General features: G+C 60.0%; 21 protein-coding genes and 1 other RNA gene. 14 read left to right on the top strand and 8 right to left on the bottom strand.

The features are described from left to right. Positions 1-11: 11 nt before the first annotated feature. The 5 genes from HMPREF2781_RS06125 to HMPREF2781_RS06145 all read right to left on the bottom strand — a co-directional run bounded on the left by HMPREF2781_RS06125 (position 12) and on the right by HMPREF2781_RS06145 (position 2,944). Complete coding sequence (locus HMPREF2781_RS06125) at positions 12-920, bottom strand: vWA domain-containing protein (protein ID WP_246818696.1); 909 nt, start codon at positions 918-920, stop codon at positions 12-14. A gap of 83 nt (positions 921-1,003) precedes the next feature. Further along, the gene (locus tag HMPREF2781_RS06130) at positions 1,004-1,450 is read right to left on the bottom strand and encodes a DUF1990 family protein (protein WP_070644770.1); all 447 of its coding nucleotides are present in this window, start codon (positions 1,448-1,450) and stop codon (positions 1,004-1,006) included. 3 nt (positions 1,451-1,453) lie between these two features. Beyond that, positions 1,454-1,762 (bottom strand): hypothetical protein, encoded by a 309-nt coding sequence (locus HMPREF2781_RS06135; RefSeq protein WP_070644772.1) that lies wholly within the window; start codon positions 1,760-1,762, stop codon positions 1,454-1,456. Positions 1,763-1,809: 47 nt separating this feature from the next. Then, positions 1,810-2,490, bottom strand: coding sequence for a DUF4232 domain-containing protein (locus tag HMPREF2781_RS06140; protein ID WP_049156136.1), 681 nt, complete (start codon positions 2,488-2,490; stop codon positions 1,810-1,812). A 25-nt stretch (positions 2,491-2,515) separates the two neighbouring features. Beyond that, positions 2,516-2,944, bottom strand: a complete 429-nt coding sequence (locus tag HMPREF2781_RS06145) for an NUDIX domain-containing protein (protein ID WP_070644774.1) — start codon at positions 2,942-2,944, stop codon at positions 2,516-2,518. Positions 2,945-3,132: 188 nt separating this feature from the next. Here HMPREF2781_RS06145 and HMPREF2781_RS06150 point away from each other — a divergent pair, with 188 nt between their 5' ends. Continuing rightward, positions 3,133-4,335, top strand: coding sequence for a S1 family peptidase (locus tag HMPREF2781_RS06150; RefSeq protein ID WP_070644776.1), 1,203 nt, complete (start codon positions 3,133-3,135; stop codon positions 4,333-4,335). Between the two features lie 118 nt (positions 4,336-4,453). Here the strand turns inward: HMPREF2781_RS06150 and hisN are convergent, their stop codons facing one another. Continuing rightward, the gene (hisN, locus tag HMPREF2781_RS06155) at positions 4,454-5,227 is read right to left on the bottom strand and encodes a histidinol-phosphatase (RefSeq protein ID WP_070525620.1); all 774 of its coding nucleotides are present in this window, start codon (positions 5,225-5,227) and stop codon (positions 4,454-4,456) included. Next, the gene (locus HMPREF2781_RS06160) at positions 5,220-6,047 is read right to left on the bottom strand and encodes an inositol monophosphatase family protein (protein WP_070644778.1); all 828 of its coding nucleotides are present in this window, start codon (positions 6,045-6,047) and stop codon (positions 5,220-5,222) included. The genes hisN and HMPREF2781_RS06160 overlap by 8 nt, the downstream gene beginning before the upstream one ends. Positions 6,048-6,116: 69 nt before the next feature. Between HMPREF2781_RS06160 and prfB the strand changes: the two genes are divergently transcribed. The 5 genes from prfB to HMPREF2781_RS06185 are packed head-to-tail and all read left to right on the top strand — an operon-like array spanning position 6,117 to position 9,774. Next, positions 6,117-7,223 carry a peptide chain release factor 2 gene (gene prfB / locus HMPREF2781_RS06165; RefSeq protein ID WP_070444184.1) on the top strand — a complete coding sequence of 369 codons (1,107 nt, stop codon included), beginning with the start codon at positions 6,117-6,119 and terminating at the stop codon, positions 7,221-7,223. 33 nt (positions 7,224-7,256) lie between these two features. Beyond that, positions 7,257-7,946 (top strand): cell division ATP-binding protein FtsE, encoded by a 690-nt coding sequence (gene ftsE, locus HMPREF2781_RS06170; RefSeq protein ID WP_070444182.1) that lies wholly within the window; start codon positions 7,257-7,259, stop codon positions 7,944-7,946. Beyond that, positions 7,947-8,849, top strand: coding sequence for a permease-like cell division protein FtsX (ftsX, locus tag HMPREF2781_RS06175; RefSeq protein ID WP_070444180.1), 903 nt, complete (start codon positions 7,947-7,949; stop codon positions 8,847-8,849). It abuts the gene before it with no gap. Positions 8,850-8,903: 54 nt separating this feature from the next. Further along, positions 8,904-9,407 carry an SsrA-binding protein SmpB gene (gene smpB / locus HMPREF2781_RS06180; RefSeq protein ID WP_010189093.1) on the top strand — a complete coding sequence of 168 codons (504 nt, stop codon included), beginning with the start codon at positions 8,904-8,906 and terminating at the stop codon, positions 9,405-9,407. Positions 9,408-9,417: 10 nt separating this feature from the next. Next, on the top strand, positions 9,418-9,774 hold the full coding sequence (locus HMPREF2781_RS06185; protein ID WP_070644780.1) for a DUF488 domain-containing protein: 357 nt from the start codon (positions 9,418-9,420) through the stop codon (positions 9,772-9,774). On the opposite strand, the gene HMPREF2781_RS06190 is transcribed toward HMPREF2781_RS06185, so the two are convergent. Next, positions 9,771-11,042 carry an SLC5/6 family protein gene (locus tag HMPREF2781_RS06190; RefSeq protein ID WP_070644782.1) on the bottom strand — a complete coding sequence of 424 codons (1,272 nt, stop codon included), beginning with the start codon at positions 11,040-11,042 and terminating at the stop codon, positions 9,771-9,773. The two genes, HMPREF2781_RS06185 and HMPREF2781_RS06190, sit on opposite strands and share 4 nt — an antisense overlap. Before the next feature lie 211 nt (positions 11,043-11,253). Here HMPREF2781_RS06190 and ssrA point away from each other — a divergent pair. The 8 genes from ssrA to HMPREF2781_RS06230 all read left to right on the top strand — a co-directional run bounded on the left by ssrA (position 11,254) and on the right by HMPREF2781_RS06230 (position 19,775). Beyond that, positions 11,254-11,633: a transfer-messenger RNA gene (gene ssrA, locus HMPREF2781_RS06195) on the top strand. A gap of 140 nt (positions 11,634-11,773) precedes the next feature. After that, on the top strand, positions 11,774-12,460 hold the full coding sequence (locus HMPREF2781_RS06200) for a DJ-1/PfpI family protein (protein ID WP_070644784.1): 687 nt from the start codon (positions 11,774-11,776) through the stop codon (positions 12,458-12,460). A gap of 232 nt (positions 12,461-12,692) precedes the next feature. Then, complete coding sequence (locus HMPREF2781_RS06205) at positions 12,693-14,363, top strand: AbgT family transporter (RefSeq protein WP_070644785.1); 1,671 nt, start codon at positions 12,693-12,695, stop codon at positions 14,361-14,363. 4 nt (positions 14,364-14,367) lie between these two features. After that, positions 14,368-15,798: a M20 family metallopeptidase gene (locus tag HMPREF2781_RS06210; protein WP_246821791.1), complete on the top strand. Its 1,431-nt coding sequence runs from the start codon at positions 14,368-14,370 to the stop codon at positions 15,796-15,798. Between the two features lie 101 nt (positions 15,799-15,899). Continuing rightward, positions 15,900-16,931, top strand: a complete 1,032-nt coding sequence (locus HMPREF2781_RS06215; RefSeq protein WP_070444168.1) for a siderophore ABC transporter substrate-binding protein — start codon at positions 15,900-15,902, stop codon at positions 16,929-16,931. A 41-nt stretch (positions 16,932-16,972) separates the two neighbouring features. Continuing rightward, positions 16,973-17,968 (top strand): ABC transporter permease, encoded by a 996-nt coding sequence (locus tag HMPREF2781_RS06220; protein WP_371325731.1) that lies wholly within the window; start codon positions 16,973-16,975, stop codon positions 17,966-17,968. Between the two features lie 35 nt (positions 17,969-18,003). Then, on the top strand, positions 18,004-19,023 hold the full coding sequence (locus tag HMPREF2781_RS06225) for an iron chelate uptake ABC transporter family permease subunit (protein WP_070444163.1): 1,020 nt from the start codon (positions 18,004-18,006) through the stop codon (positions 19,021-19,023). Further along, positions 19,020-19,775 carry an iron ABC transporter ATP-binding protein gene (locus HMPREF2781_RS06230; RefSeq protein ID WP_070644786.1) on the top strand — a complete coding sequence of 252 codons (756 nt, stop codon included), beginning with the start codon at positions 19,020-19,022 and terminating at the stop codon, positions 19,773-19,775. The genes HMPREF2781_RS06225 and HMPREF2781_RS06230 overlap by 4 nt, the downstream gene beginning before the upstream one ends. The last annotated feature ends 106 nt before the right edge of the window (positions 19,776-19,881 follow it).

Below are 19,881 nucleotides of genomic sequence, written 5' to 3' on the forward strand. Positions count from 1 at the left end.
ATATCAGGTGTCTACCTAACAGGGGTCAGGTCCGTGGTGAAGAAGGTAGTGGATTCAGCCGAGTGCCCTTTACCCTCCGTCGGAAGAAGAGTGGTGGAGAAGGCCTCTACGTCACGGTCTACCTTGGCCGGGGAACCTTCGGTTTCGCCGCCTTCGATCTCCTCTAAGTTTGACTCGTAGGCGTTGAAGGTGCGGGGTGCTGCGCGGTTCAGTTCCTTGGCCAAGCTATCGGCGTCGGAGGCGTCGGCGTAGGTGCCGCCGGTGGCGTCGGCAATGCACTGCAGTTCCTGCTGTGCCTCGGGCTCAACGTTGAAGCCGACGGTATTGATGACTAGGTCGATGCCCTGCTCCTTCAGCTCTTTCGCCACATCACACACGGGTGGCGGGGTGCAGGTGGCAACGCCATCGGAGACCAAGATGATGCTGCGCTGGCCTTCCTCTGGTAGCTCAGCGGCGGCCTTGCGTAGGGACTCGCCGATGGGGGTGAATCCTCGTGGCTGCAAGCCATCCATATGGGCGATCATCTTCTCAGAGTTACCGGCCTCGGGTGGTGCGACCACGGTGATGTCCTGGCAACCGGCCGCCTCATCTTCGGGGGCTTCGCCGGTGTTGCCACCATAGGTGACAAGCCCCAGAGGGGCGTCATCTCCGGCTTCGGTGATGAAGGTGCGGGCGGCCTCCTTGGCGGCATCAATGCGGGTCTGCCCGCCGGCATCGTTGGTGATCATCGAGCCGGAGGAATCGAAAACCACCATGGTTGGAGCCATGTTGCTGGAAGTGGAGTTGGCCGATTCGGAAGGTTTGTCTTCCGCGGCGGCTAAGGGAAACAGCCCGGTTGCAGCTGCCGCGGCTAACACCGCGAGAATGGCCGCTAAGGCCACCGATAAGGAACGGAAAGTATGGTGAGGGAAAGTGTGCATGTGAGTTAAGTTACATGCCAAGTGGTTACCTCGCTAGGCGAGCGTGGAACCGAGGGGGAGTGCGCCCCATTGACACCCCGCTATTAGTCATCCAAAGCGTGCAGGTAGAAAAAGCGGATCAGCGCGCGCCGGGGAATATCGAGCAGCGGGCGCAGAAAGGCGAGGCGGGCGGGTTGGGAGGAGGCGTCGACAAGCAGGAGCGTGCGCCCATCCCGCAGGCGCTCCAGGGTAAAGGTTTCCTCGCCGCGCTCGATGTGGCCGGGGAGGGTGCCGTAGGTAAAGCCGCAGCGGCCCTCCTCGTGGAATACATCCACCACTCGGCAGCGAAACTCCCATGGGCCTAACCCGAGGGAGACCTCTGCGCCTTCTTCTACGATGGCGTGGCTGGGATTAACCCGAAAGAGGCCGCTGCGCTGGAGTCCCCAGCTAAAGAGCTTGTCGGCCGCGGTGTCAAAATCAGCGTCGATGACGCGGGACATGTGCAGTTGTGGGAAGCTTGCGGTGGAGGAGTAGGAGAGTGGTTCGGGCATCGCTTAAGCCCTGTCGCCTGCACGGCGAAGCCAGGCGCAGAGTTCCTTCTGTGCGCGGTCCACGCCGCCGGGGTAGCTTTCCTCAAGCTCGAGTTTGACGCTATCGAAAATGCGCTCTGAGATGAGCTCCGCGCGCTCTCTACTCAGTTGTCCTTGTAGTTCATCGAGCGGCACCTTGAGCTCCGTATAGGGGCTCGGGCGGAAGTACCACGACCGCATGTCCTCCGAATAAACGGCAATAGTTGTCTTCGTCATGTGCGATTCCAGCACAACGTTCCCAAACACCAGCGACGTCAGCTTCTTGGATTCCATGGCCGCGAGTGTAGACCGATGTGAACGCCTGCTGCTTTTAAGCGGGTTTAACCTGCGGTAACCGGTTGGATAGAGAGGTAGTTGGCATCGCCAGCGCACCCTTCGAAGCCGGAAATGCGGATGAAGGCGCTGGCGGTTTCGCCGGGCGGGTAGACGCGCAGGCCGTCGGCCGCCTGGGGCTGGCAGGAAGTTGGGTCAAGGACACCCATGTTGGTCATCTTCAGGCCCGCACGGGCAGAGTGCCCGGGCTCGAGCGTGACGGTTGCTGTTTCTTGGCCCGATTCACGCTCGGCGGCGGGGCCGAGCTGGGTGCCGTCGTCATTGGTGACGGCGGAGACGCCAGGAAAGCCTTGCAACGTACACGGTGCGGGGGAAGTGTTGGTGAACGTAATGTCAGCCAAGCGTGAGCCGGCGGCCCCCTGCTCGTTGGCAAGACTGATATCTAGCTGTTTCGTTGTGCAGGCGCTGTCGGCGGCAGTGGGGATTGCGCCTTGGGCGCTGTGCGCGTCTTCGCTTGTCTCGGGTGACTTCTGTTCGGCGGCCGCTGAATCTGCGTCGTGTGACTGCGGGTCTGCGGATGTTGAAGCCCCAGATTCGGCGCTGGCGGCTTGAGTGGTGGGGGAGACAGCGGAAAGCGTGGCGTCGGTGCTGTCATCGGTGGCGCAGCCGGCCAGTGCAAGGGCAAGGGAACCGGCCGCGAGAACGGGGAGTAGTCGCTGCGTAATCATGGTGTGGAGTCTAGGTCTTGGGAGCTTAGAGTTCTTGCAGGGCGGGGAATACCCTCTCCTTGAGTAATGGGGCGATAGTGACGTCTGGGGCAGCGGGATCGACCCAGGCTAGCTCTGCAATCTCCTTGTCAGGGTGGGCGACGGAAATCTCTTCTTCACAGACATAGACGTGAGCGTGGATCGTCTGAGGTGCGTCATTGGCCGCAGGCGAGACATAGGTGGCTAGGCGGCGCAACTTCGACATATCAACCGCGGCGCGAACAGCCTCGTGGGCGATGAGCTGGGCGGCGCGAGCTGGATTAATGGTCTCATCGATGGAGCCAAATGGCAGGACGAATTCTGGAGTATCGGTGGCGCGGATGACAAGAACGCGGCCATGGTTATCGCGCAGGATTACAGCGACTATCTCAGCAATGCCTGCAGGAGATGACGAAGAATTGGCAGTCTCAGACATGCCTCCATAGTAGGTCTGCGGAGGCGCGGCAGGCGGTGAAAGATAAGAGGGGGCACCCGAAAACTGTCAGTAGTGTAACGGCTTGGACACAGTCCCACACGTTAGAAAACGGCTACCCCAGTGCGCGTGTCATTATGGGGGAAGTCTTATAGACCAATACGAGAAGAAGTGAAAAGAGGAATTGCTCAATGAGAAAAATTCCGCACCTTAAGAAAGTCATTGTGGGCTCGGCTTTCGCAGGTGCGTTCTTCCTGGGTAACCCAATGGCGGGTGCTCAGGAGCTCCCCACCATCCCGGAGATTGATTCAGCAGGTTTTGTCGACCAGGTACGCACGGATCTGCAGTCCGTAGGTATTGAGACCAAGCCCGTGGACAAAGAGCTGACCGACGCCCTCGATACCGCCGTCAACGGTGCTGCTGCAGCGGCATCGAAGGATGTGAATCAGGCAGTCGAGGGAGCCGTGAACTCGCCTGCGGCGCAGCGCCTCGCGGAGCAAGCGAACCTGCAGACGCAACTGCCGGCCCCGTCCGAGCAGCAAGATTATGCCGGCGCTGATGCTATCACGGGTGAACCGCTGACGAACCCGACACCTATCGGACTGCTGGAGGAAGCCACGCAGCCGGAATTTGTACCCCAGGGCACGGATCCGAATTACGTGTGGAAGAACGACCTGTTCTCCAAGATTGCTGCTGGTAAACCGCACGCGGAGTACGTTCTGCATCGAGTCCCTGGTTCTTTCTACGATGCTCCCCAGATCCCCGAGGAATCCAACGTTGCGATGACCGAAGGGAAGTCTCTGTACGGCCCGGGAACTCCGCTGTACATCCGTGAGGACACCATGTGCACGCTGACGGCAGCCGGCACTGATGCCGAAGGCCGCAAGGTCGGTATTACAGCTGGTCACTGCGGAAATGTCGGCGACCCGGTGTCCTCGGCGGACTCCTGGCAGGTAGGCCCCACCGGCACCGTGGTGGCGAAGAACGCTAACCTGGACTATTCGCTCATCGAATTCGGCTCCCAGGCCGAGGTAACCCGCAGCTACAACGGTGTGAGCGCGCAGGCGATCGGTGGTACCACGCAGCCGGGCGATATTACCTGCAAGAGCGGTGTAGCTACTGGCCGCACCTGTGGCATGACTTTCCAGCACACTGAGCGCATCACGATTAACCAGGTGTGCGCGATGGTTGGGGACTCCGGCGCTCCGGTCTTCCGCGACGGCCGTATCGTCGGCTCGGTATCCCGTGGACTGGTCCCGGGTCTGCCGTCCTGCCGCACCCCGTGGCAGGGTGCGCTGCACAACCCGACGGTCGTGGCTAATACCGATGCCATCATCGCGGATCTCAACCGCCGCGAGGGCCCAGGTTCTGGATTCGTGCTTCCGGAGAACTAGAAGTACGTTTCTAACAAATTGGGCCCCAGATCTTTAAAGATCTGGGGCCCAATTTGATCGAAGTGACCTGTACGCGGCACGGTTCGCTGGCGTGCGACGTTGGGGCGCCGCGCAGAAGCTAGGACAAGGCGCTGAGGGCGGCGTCGTGAAGCTTGCCGTTGGAGGCCAGCGCTGAGCCGCCGTGGGGGCCGTCTTCGCCGCGGACGTTGGTGAAGCGGCCACCGGCCTCAGTCACAAGAAGCGCTGGGGCTGCTAGGTCCCAGAGGGAGACCTCGGGCTCGGCAGCGATGTCGACGGCACCTTCGGCCACCAGACAGTAATTCCAGAAGTCGCCGTAGCCGCGCAGGCGCCAGACCTTGTCCGTGAATGAGATGAAAGCGTCGCGGTTCGGCCGCCACCCAGACAAGGAGCTCATGGCCAGAGAAGCATCTTCCAGTTTGGAGACCTCGGAAACACGCAGGCGTTTCGGCTCCCCGCCGAAAACTCGGTAGGCGCCGCCGCCCTTGGCTGCGTACCAGCGGCGCCGCAGGGCAGGGGCGGAGACGACGGAGACGACCGGCTCGCCGTCTTCCAACAGCGCGATGAGGGTGGCCCAGACGGGGACGCCGCGCACGAAATTCTTCGTGCCGTCGATAGGGTCGATAACCCACTGGCGGCCCTCGAAGCAGGCCTCGCCACCAAACTCTTCACCCAGCACCTCATCGCGCGGGCGGGAGCGCTTGAGCGCCTCACGGATGGCCTTTTCGCATGCCAGGTCCGCGTCAGAGACCGGGGTCATGTCCGGCTTTTCCTTGACGGACAGGTCTGCAGCCTCAAAACGGTGCATCGTAATGGCGTCCGCATGGCCTGCCATCTCCAAGGCCAAGCCGAGGTCTTCTTTGAATTTACCCACGGAGCCATTCCTCCATCTGATCAACTACCTGTTTATTACCCGCGATACACCATTCCACACCGCCGGCTTTAACCTTGCGCGCCGCGCCGCCCGCGGCCAGCACCAGCGCCTGGCCGGGGAACCAATCCCAGTCCTTGACGGAGTGCTGCATCCACGCTCCCCACGTGCCATCCGCCACGCAGGAGAGATCCACGGAGCCCGCACCCAACATGCGCACGGTGGCGAAGTGCGGGGCTACTTTTTCCCAGGCGGACGCGATTGCGGGATCCGTCATGGACGTAGGGTGCAGGTACGTCGACAAGCACAGCTTGTCGGCGGGGCTGTCGGTGAGCTTGGTGACGTCCTTGCCGTCCAAGCTGGTGGGGAAGTCACGGCCGCCGAACCAGGTATAACCCATAGCGGGGCGGTGGACGGCGCCGAGGATGACCCCTTCAGCGTCGATAAGCGCGAGTGCAGAGCACCAATAGTCGGAGCCTGAGGCGAAGTTGTAGGTGCCGTCGACAGGGTCGATGACCCAGGTCCGGCCGGACTTCGACTCGCGGTTCGCACCCTCTTCGCCCACGATGCCGTCCTCGCCGCGCAGGGCTTCGAGTACACCGGCGACGAAACGCTCGGCGGCGAAGTCGGCGTCGGTGACGACATCGGAGACGGAGGTCTTTTGTTCTATGTCTACTCCCTGCTCGCGCAGGCGCCAGGCCAGGCGGCCTGCGTTATAAACAAGCGCTTGGGCAAGGTGGGCGTCAGTATCGTCCGCGTGGGCGACGATGAAGGTCTTGATGATGGCATCGATCATCTCGGTGAGGCTTGGCTGGTCACTCATGCCGCCTATTGTCGCGCTAAACGCGGCCGATGGCTAATCAGGGAGAAAGAATAAGTAGAGTAGGGGGCTATGCGTCCGGAACAAACAGCACGACTTGAGGAACTCAGCGCCACCTTGACCTCCATTGAAAAGGTGATGGACCCGGAGGCGGTGTCCGAGCGCGTGCGCGAACTCGAGGCCCAGGCGGGGGACCCGTCGCTGTGGGATGACCCTGATCATGCGCAGAAGGTGACCTCGGAGCTGTCGGCGCAGCAGGCAAAGCTACGCAAACTGAATTCCCTGCGCGGGCGCATTGAGGATCTACCCGTGATGTCTGAGCTGGCGGAGGAGGAAGGCGACGAGGCCTCCCAGGAGCTCGTGGATACAGAGCTGGAAGAGCTCGGCGCGGCCATCGAGGCACTCGAGGTGACCACCATGTTGTCCGGTGAGTACGACGAGCGTGAGGCGGTGATCCACATACGCTCCGGAGCCGGTGGCGTGGATGCTGCGGACTGGGCGGAGATGCTCATGCGCATGTATACGCGCTGGGCGGAGAAAAACGGCCACAAGGTGGATGTTTATGACATTTCCTATGCCGAAGAAGCCGGTATTAAGTCCGCTACCTTCGTGGTGCATGGCGAATACATGTATGGCCAGCTTTCCGTAGAGCAGGGCGCGCACCGCTTGGTGCGTATTTCTCCTTTTGATAACCAAGCCCGCCGCCAAACCTCGTTCGCGGAGGTAGAGGTGTTGCCGGTGGTGGAGCAAACCGACTCCATCGAAGTGCCGGATTCGGAGGTGCGCGTGGATGTCTACCGCTCCTCGGGCCCGGGTGGTCAGTCGGTCAACACAACGGATTCGGCGGTGCGCTTGACGCACATCCCGACCGGCATCGTGGTGACCTGTCAGAACGAAAAGTCCCAGATCCAGAACAAGGCCTCTGCTATGCGCGTGCTGCAGGCGAAGCTGCTGGAGCGCAAGCGCCAAGAGGAGCGCGCGGAGCTCGATGCGCTGGGCGCCGGTGGCAATGCCTCCTGGGGCAACCAGATGCGTTCCTATGTGCTGCATCCGTACCAGATGGTCAAGGATCTGCGCACGAACTATGAGGTGGGGGATCCCTCCAAGGTCTTGGATGGTGATATCGATGGTTTCCTGGAGTCTGGGATCCGGTGGCGCATGGCGCAGCAGGAGTCCTAGGCTCGAGTAACAAATGTTGCTAATGTGGCTTAAGTGATCACTTTTGAGAATGTGTCCAAGGTCTATCCGACCTCCACAAGGCCCGCGCTGGACAACGTGTCCTTTGAGATTGAAGACGGAGAATTCGTCTTTCTCATCGGCCCGTCCGGCTCCGGCAAGTCGACCTTCCTCCAGCTCATGGTGCGCGAAACCAATGTCAGCTCGGGCGATATCTACTTCGGGGACTTCCACGTCAACGCGTTGAAGGGGCGCGAGGTCAACCGCCTGCGCCAATCCATCGGCTATGTCTTTCAAGACTTCCGGCTTCTGCCCAAGCTCAATGTCTACGACAATGTCGCCTTTGCCCTCGAGGTCATCGGCAAACGCAAGGCGCGGATTGCCAAGCAAGTCCCCGAGGTCCTCGACATGGTCGGCCTGGGTGCCAAGCAGCACCGCATGCCGCATGAACTCTCCGGCGGTGAGCAGCAGCGCGTGGCGATTGCGCGGGCCTTTGTTAACCGTCCCAAGTTGCTGCTTGCCGACGAGCCCACGGGCAACCTTGATCCCTCCACGGCTGCGGAGATCATGGCCTTGCTCACCAAGATCAACCGCCGCGGAACCACCGTGGTGATGTCGACGCACAATGCGCGCGCAGTTAACGAGGCCCGCCAGCGCGTCATTGAGCTGCACAACGGCACGCTGGTGCGCGATGAGAAGAACGCGATGTACGGGGAGGCGGTCTAGGTGAATCTGGGCTTTGTATTCAGGGAAGCTTTTAAAGGGCTAGGGCGTAACATCACCATGACTATCGCCATGGTGATCACCACGGCCATTTCGGTGGCGCTTGTGGTGGCTGGTGTGCTGGTTACCCAGATGACCAACGAAACCAAAAACATCTACCTCGAACGCGTCGAGGTCATGGTCCAGCTCAACGAGGATATTTCTGCCAACGATCCGCAGTGCAAGGACTCCGCCTGCGCCGGGCTGAAGAAGAAGCTAGAGGCGGATGAAGATATCGAGTCCGTCAGCTACCGCAACCGTGAGGATTCCTACGAGCGCTTTGTGGAACTGTTCAAGGAAACTGATCCAGTCATGGTTGAGGAAACCTCCCCGGATGCGCTGCCGGCGGCCTTCCATGTGCGGCTGAAGGATCCGACGGATACCGCGCCAATCGACGCCATCGCGTCCGACCCTGCCGTTAGCGACATCATCGACCAACAAGAGGAGGTCCGCAGCGCCGCAGGCAACCTCGACGCCATCCGGAATGCCACCTTCGTCTTAGCTGCTGTCATGGCGCTGGCCGCCATCATGCTGATCGCGAACATGGTGCAAATCGCCGCCTATCAGCGCCAGCGAGAGACCGCGATTATGCGCATCGTCGGTGCTTCGCGGTGGGTAACCCACGCCCCCTTCATCATGGAGGCGGTCCTCGGCGCCGTCGGTGGTGTCGTTCTCGCCGGGATAGGCGTCATCGTAGGAAAGAACACGGTGATCGATCCCGCGCTGAAGGACCTGTACCACAACCAGCTTCTGGCCCCGGTGACCGCAGGCGACGTGTGGACGGCTCTGCCTATCGTGGGGCTTGTGGCAATCCTGTGCGCTGCACTGACCGCGCAGGTGACCATGCGCGCCTACGTGCGGACATAGGCCAACAGGCCTGTTGTGGATTGTGCCTGGCAGTAGCGTAATATAGTTCGAACTATGGCGAAGAAGGCAAAGAAGAAAAAGGCGGCCGTCGACAATAACTCGACCTTGGCCACCAACCGACGTGCCCGCCACGACTACACCATCCTCGACACCCTGGAATGCGGCATGGTGCTCGTGGGCACTGAAATTAAGTCGATGCGCGAAGGCAAAATCTCCTTGGCAGATGCCTTCGCCACCATTGACGACGGCGAGGTCTATATCCGCAACCTCCACATCCCGGAGTATTCCCAAGGCTCGTGGACGAATCACTCGCCCAAGCGCACACGCAAGCTGCTGTTGCACCGCAGGGAGATTGACAAGCTCATGGGCCAGGTGCGCGACGGCAATAAGACGCTGATCCCGCTCAAGGTGTATCTGAAGGACGGCCGCGCCAAGTGCGAGCTCGGTTTGGCCAAGGGTAAGCAGGACTACGACAAGCGCGAAGCAATCAAGCGCCGCGATCAGGACCGCGACATCACTCGCGAGCTGGGCCGCCGCGTAAAGGGGATTAACGCCTAACCTGGAAGCCATGATTTATACGGCTAAGGTTCATGATGTTATTCGGGAAGGTGAGCAGCCGCGTGGGGTAGCGGTGCTCGTCGATAAGCTCTGGCCCCGTGGCGTGGCCAAGGAGCGTCTGTCCTATGACCACTGGTTCAAGGATGTGGCGCCTAGCCCGGGGTTGCGTAAGTGGTGGGGGCACGATGCTGACACCTTCGAGGAATTTGCCCGGCGCTACCGTGCGGAGCTCGACGAGAACGACGGCGAGGAGTTGGCGCGCTTGCGCCAACTAGCGGAGGATGGTGACGTCACCCTACTTTTCGCCGCCAAGGACCGCGAGGTCAACCACGCCACTGTTTTGAAGGCGTGGTTAGAGGAACGCTAGGAGAAAAGGCTCCAGATGGTGGCGCCCACGGCGATGAGACCCGTGATGACGACGAAGACGTTGCTGGGGCGGCCACGGAATTGCTTCAGAGCGTCGATGCGGTGGATGGCATACATCGGCAGCAGGTAGAGAATCGAAGCGATGAAGGGGCCGCCGATGGCCTCGATGAGACCCAGAATTGAAGGGTCGATGATGGCCACGATCCACGCACAGACAAAGATGATGCCGTGCATGATGGAGTTGAGCTGCTTTTCCGAGAGCTTCTCGGTGGCGCGCGGCGCGGCGCTGCGCAGCAGGAAATTGCCGCCCTCGGTAGCTCCCAGCACGTGGCCGAAGTAGGAGGAGATGATGGCGATCATCGCGATGATGGGGGAGAGGAAAGCCAAGACCGGAACGCCGGTGACGTTGGCCAGGTAGGACAGGACCGGCAGGTTCTGCTCGCGGGCCTCCGCGAGTCCGTCCGCGCCAAGCGTGAGGGTGCAAGACCACACGAAGAACATGGTGAATACGGTGAGCAGAATTGCGGTCAGGGCCAGTGCTCGCGAGGCGTTCTCCGAGCTCTTCTCGCGGCCGTGTGCAGCGACCATGGCCAAGGAGAACTGGGAAATCGCGGGGGAGTGGTTAAAGGAGAAGACCAGCACGGGGATGATGAGGGCGACAGCACCGACGACGCGCCAATCATTGTTGCCCACCTCCATGAAGGAGGCAATATCCCAGCGCGGGATAAGGTAGATGGACAGTGCGCCAAGGCAGAAGATCAGCGGGTAGACCAAGAACTGCGTTACGGCCAGCACCATGCGTTGACCGAAGGCGAAGACGATGGTCATGATGCCCACGAGGAGGAAAGCCAACAGCGGGCGTGAAATCGTGGGTCCATTTAATTGGTTGACGATGAAGCTGTTGACCGTATTGGTGATCGAAACGCCATAAATGAGGACGATGGGGAAGATGGCGCAGAAATAAATCACCGAAATGATGAAACCTGCGCTCTTGCCGAAATAGTCCGTGACCACTGCGGTGATGTCCTCGCCCTGGCGTGGTGACGCACAAATCATGCGGGCCAGACCGCGGTGGGAGAAGTATGTCATCGGCCCAATCAGAATCGTGGCCGCGAGGAGGGGCCAGAAGCCGAAACTGCCCGCGTTGATGGGGAGGAAAAGAATGCCGGCGCCTACGGCGGTGCCGAAGAGCGAGATGGCCCACTCGGTGTTGCTTGCTGGGCGTTTAGCGTCTTCCGGGGAACTGGTGGTTTCGGTATGTGTGCTCACTTTGCAGCCTTTAACAAAGTAGGAGTATCGGACTCACACACCTTAACAGCGTTTAAGTTGATGCTAATCACAAGGGGGTGCTTATGAAAGCTATGCCTCATGTGGCCTGGGGTGAAGCTTGCGGGAATAGGGGCAGGTGCAGTAGCGTTGAACAGACCGTAGGGCGCATAAAGATGCGTTCTGCGCAGCTTTCACAGCAATGTGTAAATGAGGGGTCGACTTGGTTTCGACTTCGTACATTGAGCCAGGGGAAGCGTGCCGGTGCAGGCTAGAGACCACCGTTAAGCGTCGTAGCAACCAATAAACGCAGAGAAGAACTCTCAGCGTGACTACGCCCTCGCTGCCTAATTACAGCGACGCGTGTCTGTCAGCCTAGGTTTGGTTCCTGACCTAGATCCTGGCATCGACTAAGGAACTTGCCTGACCGGTTTGTTGTTCGGCCGGTTGGGGACTTCTAGAGCAACTGGGCCCATCATCCGGAGCGAGTTTGCCCGAGCCGGAGGGCCGAGTAGAGATCCTGTGCAGACTGCGCACGGAGAAGCCCTGGCGAGGTGACGAAGGACCCGGGTTCAATTCCCGGCGGCTCCACCAAAACCCCAGTTAGAAAGCGTTCTAGCTGGGGTTTCTTCGTGTGTGAAGCCCCCGGCTTAAATGGGCGTGAAGCCGCCGGGAATTGAACCCGGGTCCCGGATGTTCGTCAGCGGCACTACGGCCTGCTTTAGGATGGCCGCATGTATTCCGAGCCTCTCCGCATTGCGGTCGTCTTGTTTGAGGGCTTTGAGCTTCTCGACGTCTTCGGGCCCGTCCAGCTGCTTCAAGCGGTGCCTGATGTCGCCGTTGTTTTCGCAGGACCGGATGGTGGGCCAGTTGCTAGCTCGCAGGGCGTGGAAGTGGTGCCGACAATGTCTTATGGGCAGATTGAGCCGGCCGACGCCCTTCTCATTCCCGGCGGCAAAGGAACCCGGCAGCTCGTGGGGGACGAATCTTTTCTGTCGTGGCTTCGTGAGGTGGGTGCACAAGCGCCTTGGGTCGCCTCCGTGTGCACGGGTTCTGCGGTCCTGGCGGCGGCTGGGCTCTTGGAGGGCTACACCGCGACGAGCAATAAGCGTGCCTATAGCTGGGCCACGTCCTTCGGGGGCGATGTGTCCTGGCAGCCGGAGGCGCGGTGGGTGCACGACCGCAATCGATGGACCTCCTCAGGTGTTGCGGCGGGCATGGATATGACGGTCGCGCTCATTGCGCACCTCGTATCAGACAGTGCTGCCATCAATGCTGCCAACTTTGCGGAATATGATGCGCACCGCGACAGTGAGTGGGATCCTTTCGCGCGGCTTTATGGGCTGGCGCCGGCGAGCGGTGACGAAGCTGAGCGTGGGGACGTAACGTTCGGGCAATCTGGTGACGCTCACGGTAGATAAGAGGCTAAAAACTGGCGATTTTTGGCCACTATTTACCGTGGGCGTAGTTGGGGAGAGCCTGTAGGTATGCGGAGGTGAGCGGGCGGCGAGAAAGCGGAGTCGGAGTAGGTCTGGCCGAACAAAATGTGATACAGGGCAAAAATATTTGTTACCCAGGTTACATTCCCGTGGTAGCCTTTCCCCAACAGTGTGACGTGGAACACTGGGACTGACCCCTACGACAGGAGTACCCATGAACAGCCCATCCAATGCAGCGCCACAAGGCGGCGCTGGTACCACGGAGAAGTCGAAAGCAAATCCCGCCAAGGCTGAGCAAAAATCGAGTCAACAGTCCAGTGGGGGAATGCTGGATAAGTTCCTCAATGGTGTCGAATACATCGGCAACAAGCTGCCGGAGCCCTTCACTATCTTCCTGATTCTTTTCCTCATTACAGGCGTTCTCTCCACCATCATGGCGAAAATGGGCGTCGAGATTAAGATTCCCGGATCGGATGAGATCCAGCCGGTCAAAGGCCTGTTCACCGGTGAGGGGCTCACGTGGTTCACCACCACAATGGGTGAGAACTACATCAACTTCCCGCCGCTGGTGACAGTGCTGCCCATCATGCTGGCAGTTGGCGTGGCGGAGCGCTCCGGAATGCTCTCGGCGTTGATTCGCAAGCTCTTCGGTTCCGCGAAACCGTGGCTGCTTCCGTACGCCGTCGGCGTTATCGGCGTGACCGCCTCCGTCATGGCGGATGCCGCCTTCGTCATCGTCCCGCCGCTGGCCGCCATGGTCTTCAAGGCTGCGGGCCGTCATCCGGTGGCGGGTCTGATCGGCGGCTTCGCCGCCGTGGGTGCGGGCTATTCCACCGCCTTGGTGCCAACTTCCCTGGACGCGCTCTTTGCCGGTATTACGACCGCGGTCATGGAGACCCTGCCGAATACTGAGTTCGCTCCGGTTAACGCCATGTCGAATTACTACTTTAACGTGGCTTCTTCCATCGTGCTCGGTGTGCTGGCCGGCTTCATCATCGACAAGGTGATCGAGCCGCGCATGTGGCAGCAGGAAGTTCCCACCGAGGAAGATATCGATCCTGAGGATGCCGCCGAGCGCGGTGACCGCGACGAGAATGGCGAAGAGCTCACCGCTGAGCTGCGCCCGGCCGAATCCAAGGGCCTCATCTGGTCCGGTGTGGCCACGGTCATCCTCACCGCCATCATTCTCTTCGCAGTCCTTCTGCCAGAATCGCCGTGGCGCAATGAAGAGGGTGGCTTCTTGCCCAAGTCCCCGCTGCTGAATTCCATCGTCTTCATCGTGTTCGCCTACTTCTTGGTGCTCGGCGTGGTCTACGGCAAGGTAGTCGGCACGGTCAAGGGAATCACCGATGTTGTGAACATGATGATCGGCGCGCTCAAGGACATGATGAGTTTCCTCATCTTGGCCTTCATCCTGGGCCAGTTCGTGGCGCTCTTCGCCTGGACCGGTATCGGCACCTTCACCGCGGTGAAGGGCGCGGCCTTCCTTGAATCCATCGGGCTTACCGGCTTCCCAGCTATTTTCGCCTTCATCGCGCTGGCGTCCTGCCTGAACCTGCTGATTATTTCCGGATCCTCGATGTGGACGCTCATGGCCGCGGTCTTCGTGCCCATGTTTGCCCTGCTGGGCTATGAGCCGGCGTTTATTCAGGGCGCATTCCGCGTGGGCGATTCCGCAACCCAGATCATCACCCCGCTGAACCCGTACATGATTGTCATGCTGGGCTTCCTCCAGCGCTATGAACGCGAGGCAGGCTTGGGAACGCTGATGTCGCGCCTCGTGCCCTTCGTAGTCCCATTCTTTACCGCGTGGGCGATCTTGCTGGCCATCTGGTTCTACGTAGATCTTCCGTTGGGACCGGGCAACAACGTCATGATTGGTTAAGCGCATGAATCAACGCAACAATCCATCGACAGCGTATTTGGAAGCGATGGAGGAGGGCGTCGCCAAGCGCGTGGCGTCCGCAGCACCACCGGAAAAACAGGGAGAGGACTACCCAGGCCAAGCGAAGCTCTGGGATGCGGCGGCCGCGCGGGCTGAGGCCTTGCGGGAGAAGGCCGCGCACATCGTCGCGGACCTGCACGCTCACCCTGAAACGGCCTTCGAAGAACATCGTTCCATGGCGGTGCTCGCGGACATCGTTGAAGAGCATGGCTTCTCCACGTGCCGCGGGGTCTACGGCGTGGAGACCACGTTTGAAGCTTCCTGGCAGAGTGCAGATTTCGACCCTGAACGGCATCCCACTGTGGCCATCCTGGCGGAATACGATGCCCTGCCTCAGATTGGGCACGCGTGCGGGCATAACGTCATCGCCGCAGCGGGCGTTACTGGATTCTTGGCGGCTACTGCCGTGCTGGACGCCGCCCCTCCTATGTCCGGTCGCATCCTCCTCCAGGGGACCCCAGCGGAGGAGGGGCATTCCGGCAAGGAATACATGATCCGCGGCGGCAGCCTCGAAGGGGTCGATGCCGCGGTGATGATCCATGGCTTTGGCTATGACATCGGTGCGCATGCCTGGGTGGGCCGCCGCATTCTGCGCGTTCGTTTTCGCGGCGTAGCCGCTCATGCCAGCTCCCAGCCTTTCATGGGGCGCAACGCCCTTGACGCTGCGAGCCTGGCCTACCAGGGGATTGGGCTTATGCGCCAGCAAATGCCGCCATCGGATCGCGTGCACGCCATCATGAGTGGTGGCGATCGCCCTTCGATCATTCCGAGCGAGGCGGAAATGACCATTTACGTGCGCTCGTTAGGAACGCGCACACTCATGGATCTGTCCGCCAGGGTGGAAGACGTCGTCCGGGGCGCGGCACTCATGGCAGGTATCGAGGTGGAAGTCGACTGGGATGAGCACCCGATGACCCTGCCCGTGCGCAATAATGCGGCGCTGGTGGATCGGTGGTCGGCCACGCAGGCGCGCCGCGGACGCACCGCGCTGCCCGCTGGGACGGTGCCGGATACAGTGGCCGCCTCGACTGACTTTGGCAATGTCTCTCATCTCGTGCCCGGCCTGCATCCAATGGTGAAGGTATCGCCAACTGACGTGGCCCTGCACACGGAGGACTTTGCGCGCTGGGCTGCCACGCCGCAGGCGGTAGATGCGGCCGTTGATTCGGCGGCGGGTTTGGCACAGGTTGCCCTCGATTTCTTGGCGGATCCGAATTTCCGCCACGCGGCGCGGGAGGATTTTGATAGGGAAGGGCCAGTGTCGGTGAGTGATCTCATCGCGAAGAAGGGGGGGAAGGCTAAGCGTAAACATTTTTTTCTAAAAGGCATGTCACGGGCTATCGTGCGGAGGTCTGCTACCCCCGTCATGAATTAGGAAACATGAGTGTTCTTGAAGGGTAAGCCTTACTTGAGTTAGGTTAGGCGCTGTCCTTATTTGCCAACTGTGGTTAGCCACACCTAATATGCAAGGAAGCTATGTTTAACCTTTCTCGCCGTGCCTCGCGCACGACCGCCGCCAAAGTTGCCGCAACTCTCTCGGTCGCAGCGCTTGCTCTCACCGGCTGCTCTTCCAGCCAGTCTGAGGAGACCGCTGAGCCGACCGAATCCGCGGCGGCAGGCGCCTCCACCATCACCCTGGAGGATAACTTCGGCTCGAAGGAAGTCACCCTCCCGGTGGAGAACCCCGCGGTGACGGATAACCGCGCCTTCTCTATCCTGGCGCAGTGGGATATTGACCTTGCTGCTGCACCGCTGAGGCTGGTACCGAAGTCGCTGCGAGACACCTACAACAAGGACACGGTCGAGGTTGATCTGGGCTCCCACAAGGAGCCGGACCTTGAAGGTCTGGTAGCTGCAGAGCCGGACGTCGTGTGGAACGGCCAGCGCTTCGAACAGCACCAAGAGGACATTGAGAAGCTGCTCGAGGATGTCCCGGTGCTTGACTTCGAGCCGCGCGATGACGAAGACTTTTTCGACGAACTCAAGCGCCACACTGAGGCCCTGGGCCAGGTTTTCGGCCACGAAGAGGATGCTGCGAAGCTCATCGAGGATTTCGACGCCGCTGCTGAGCGCGCTAAGAAGGCCTACAACCCAGAGCAGAAGGTCATGGCTGTGAACACCTCCGGCGGTGAAATCGGCTACATCGCTCCCGGTATCGGGCGCGTGTATGGCCCGGTCTTTGAGCTGCTTGGCCTGACCCCGGCCCTGGAGGTCTCCAACGCCTCCGATGACCACGAGGGTGACGATATCTCCGTTGAGGCCATTGCCGAATCCAACCCGGATTGGATCCTCGTCATGGACCGTGATTCCGCTATCTCCAAGGAAGGCCAGGATGTCACGCCGGGCGAGAAGCTGGTCAAGGACAACGCGGCGCTCAAGAACGTTACCGCTGTGAAGGAAGGCAACGTTTACGTGGCGCCGAATGACACCTACATTGATGAGTCCATCATTACCTACACCGAGATCTTGAACGCGCTTGCCGACGCCTTCGAGAAGGCCAACGCCTAAACAACTCTCTCGGCAGCCAAGGAGGAGACTAAACCGTGACGGTGAAGAGCAGCGCTGCGGCAGAGCACTCAGCTGTCAGCCCGCGTAACTCCCGCGGACCTGTGCTGACCTGGAAGCTAGGCCTCGGCGTGCTCGGCGTCATCGCGCTGCTCCTCCTTTCCCTCATGGTGGGGGAGTACAGCATCCTCGATAATGAGGACGGCTGGTCCATGTTCTTCACCACCCGCATACCGCGAACCGTGGCGCTCGTCTTGGCGGGCGCTGCGATGGCGATGAGCGGTTTGGTCATGCAGCTGCTGACCCAAAACCGTTTCGTGGAACCCACGACGACGGGAACCACCGAGTGGGCCGGATTGGGCCTGCTCTTTTCGCTTATCCTTTTCCCGCACTCATCCGTGCTGGTGAAAATGGTCATTTCGGTTTCCTTCGCGTTTGTGGGAACCATGGTCTTCTTCGCTTTCCTTCGCCGCGTGGCGCTGCGCTCCTCACTCATCGTGCCGATCATCGGCATCATGCTGGGCGCTGTCGTTAGTGCCGTATCCTCCTATGTGGCGCTCGCCACGGATACCTTGCAGCAGCTCGGAATCTGGTTCATGGGATCCTTTACCTCTGTCTATGAGGGGCAATACGAGGTCCTGTGGATCGTCCTGCTGGTTCTGATGGCGGTGTATTTCTACGCTGACAAGCTCACCGTCGCTGGGCTGGGTGAGGATATCGCCACCAATATTGGGTTGAACTACCAGCGGATGATTCTGCTGGGCACTGGGCTCATCGCGGTGGCGACGGGCGTTGTCACCGTCGTTGTCGGCGCATTGCCGTTTCTTGGCCTTATCGTGCCTAACGTAGTGAGCATGATTCGCGGCGATGACCTGCGCTCTAACCTCCCGTGGGTCTGCCTGCTCGGTATCGCCACGGTGACCTTATGCGACCTCATCGGCCGCACCATTATTTCCCCGTTTGAAATGCCCGTATCAGTCATCCTGGGCATTGTGGGTGCTATCGTGTTCGTCGTCTTGATCGTGAGGTCGACCAAGTGAGCGTACGTATCTCTATCCCAGCGACGAAGGAACCTGTGCAAACGTCACGTGCCCAGCGAAACGTGGGTAGCTTCCAGTCTGCTGCTGCGGCGCGAAAGTACTGGATCATCCTTGCAGCCTTGATCGTTGCCGGGCTGGTTTTCGCCTTCGGGCTCTTGGCCTATGACAACCCCATGGATTTTGGTACCCGCAAGTGGTGGCTGATTGCACGTCGCCGCGCTGATGCGGTGACCGCTATGGCGATCGTCGCCGTATGCCAGGCCGTGGCTACGGTGGCTTTCCATACGGTGACGAACAACCGGATCCTTACTCCCTCCATCATGGGGTTTGAATCCCTGTACGTCGCGATTAATACAGCCACGATCTTTTTCCTTGGCGCCTCCGGCCTAACTCAGGCCCGCAACATGGGAACCTTCCTTGTGCAGCTTGTGCTCATGGTGGGCCTATCCCTCGTGCTGTACTCCTGGCTGCTGACCAGCCGCCGCAACAATATGCATGCGATGCTGCTCGTGGGCATCATTATCGGTGGTGGTCTTGGTTCGTTGTCGACGTTTATGCAGCGCATGCTCACGCCCAGTGAATTCGATGTGCTGACTGCACGCCTTTTCGGTTCCGTGAATAACGCGGAGAGCGAGTACTATCCCATCGCCATACCGTTGGTTCTCGCGGTGACGATGCTGGTGTTCCTGAACTCCCGGCAGCTTAACGTGCTAGCGCTGGGACGCGATGCCGCGACGAACCTTGGTGTTAACCACAAGGTCAATGCAATCTACACGCTGATTTTGGTCTCCATTCTTATGGCAACAAGTACCGCGCTTGTAGGGCCCATGACCTTCCTTGGCTTCCTCGTGGCAACCTTGGCCTACCAGGCAGCGGAGACGTATGACCACCGTTTTTTGTTCCCAATGGCAATTGCCACGGCCTTTGCCGTTCTCACCGGCGCCTACTTCCTCATGCAGCACGTCTTCTACGCGCAGGGCGTGGTCTCCATCATTATTGAGCTAGTGGGCGGCAGCGTCTTCCTTCTGGTCATTCTGCGAAAGGGCAAGCTGTGATCAAGCTTTCCAAAGTGTCCAAGTCCTACTCCGGTGAAACCAACATCGGCCCCATTGATCTGGAGATCCCCTCCGGCGGTATCACTGCGCTGATTGGGCCGAATGGTGCGGGCAAGTCCACGATGCTGACGATGATCGGCCGGCTTCTCGACGTCGACGAGGGCACCATCGAGGTCGCCGGTTACGACGTGTCCTCCACGAAATCGCAGGACTTGGCGAAGATCCTTTCCATCCTGCGTCAGGAGAACCACTTCATTACCAAGCTGACCGTGCGCCAGCTGGTGAGCTTCGGCCGTTTCCCTTACTCGAAGGGGCGTCTGACTGCGGAAGATGAAGAGATAGTCTCGCGCTACATCGACTTCTTCCACTTGCGTGAATTGGAGAGCCGTTACCTCGACGAGCTATCCGGTGGGCAGCGCCAGCGCGCATATGTGGCGATGGTGCTCTGCCAAGAGACGGACTACGTGCTTCTCGACGAGCCCCTCAACAATCTGGACATCTCGCACTCCGTGGAGATGATGAAGCATTTGCGGAAGGCCGCCAAGGAATTTGGCCGGACGATCATCATCGTCCTCCATGACATCAACTTTGCTGCTCGTTATGCCGACTATATTTGTGCGGCCAAGGATGGACGCATCGTTTCTTTCGGCAGTCCGGAGGAGATCATGCGCGATGAGATCCTTACGCCCATCTTCGAAACACCCATCACTGTTATCGATGGCCCGGATGGGCTGTTGGCCTGTTACCACTAGCTATTAACATTCAGGTGGACTGCCCGACAGCCAGGAAACCGCCCCAGGAAGAGTGCCAAAAAGTGCATCTGCCTGGGGATTTGTTGTTTGTTGGGGGTGTGCGTAT

This window comes from Corynebacterium sp. HMSC062A03, from assembly GCF_001811145.1.
In the GTDB taxonomy this organism is placed as follows: Bacteria; Actinomycetota; Actinomycetes; order Mycobacteriales; family Mycobacteriaceae; genus Corynebacterium; species Corynebacterium aurimucosum.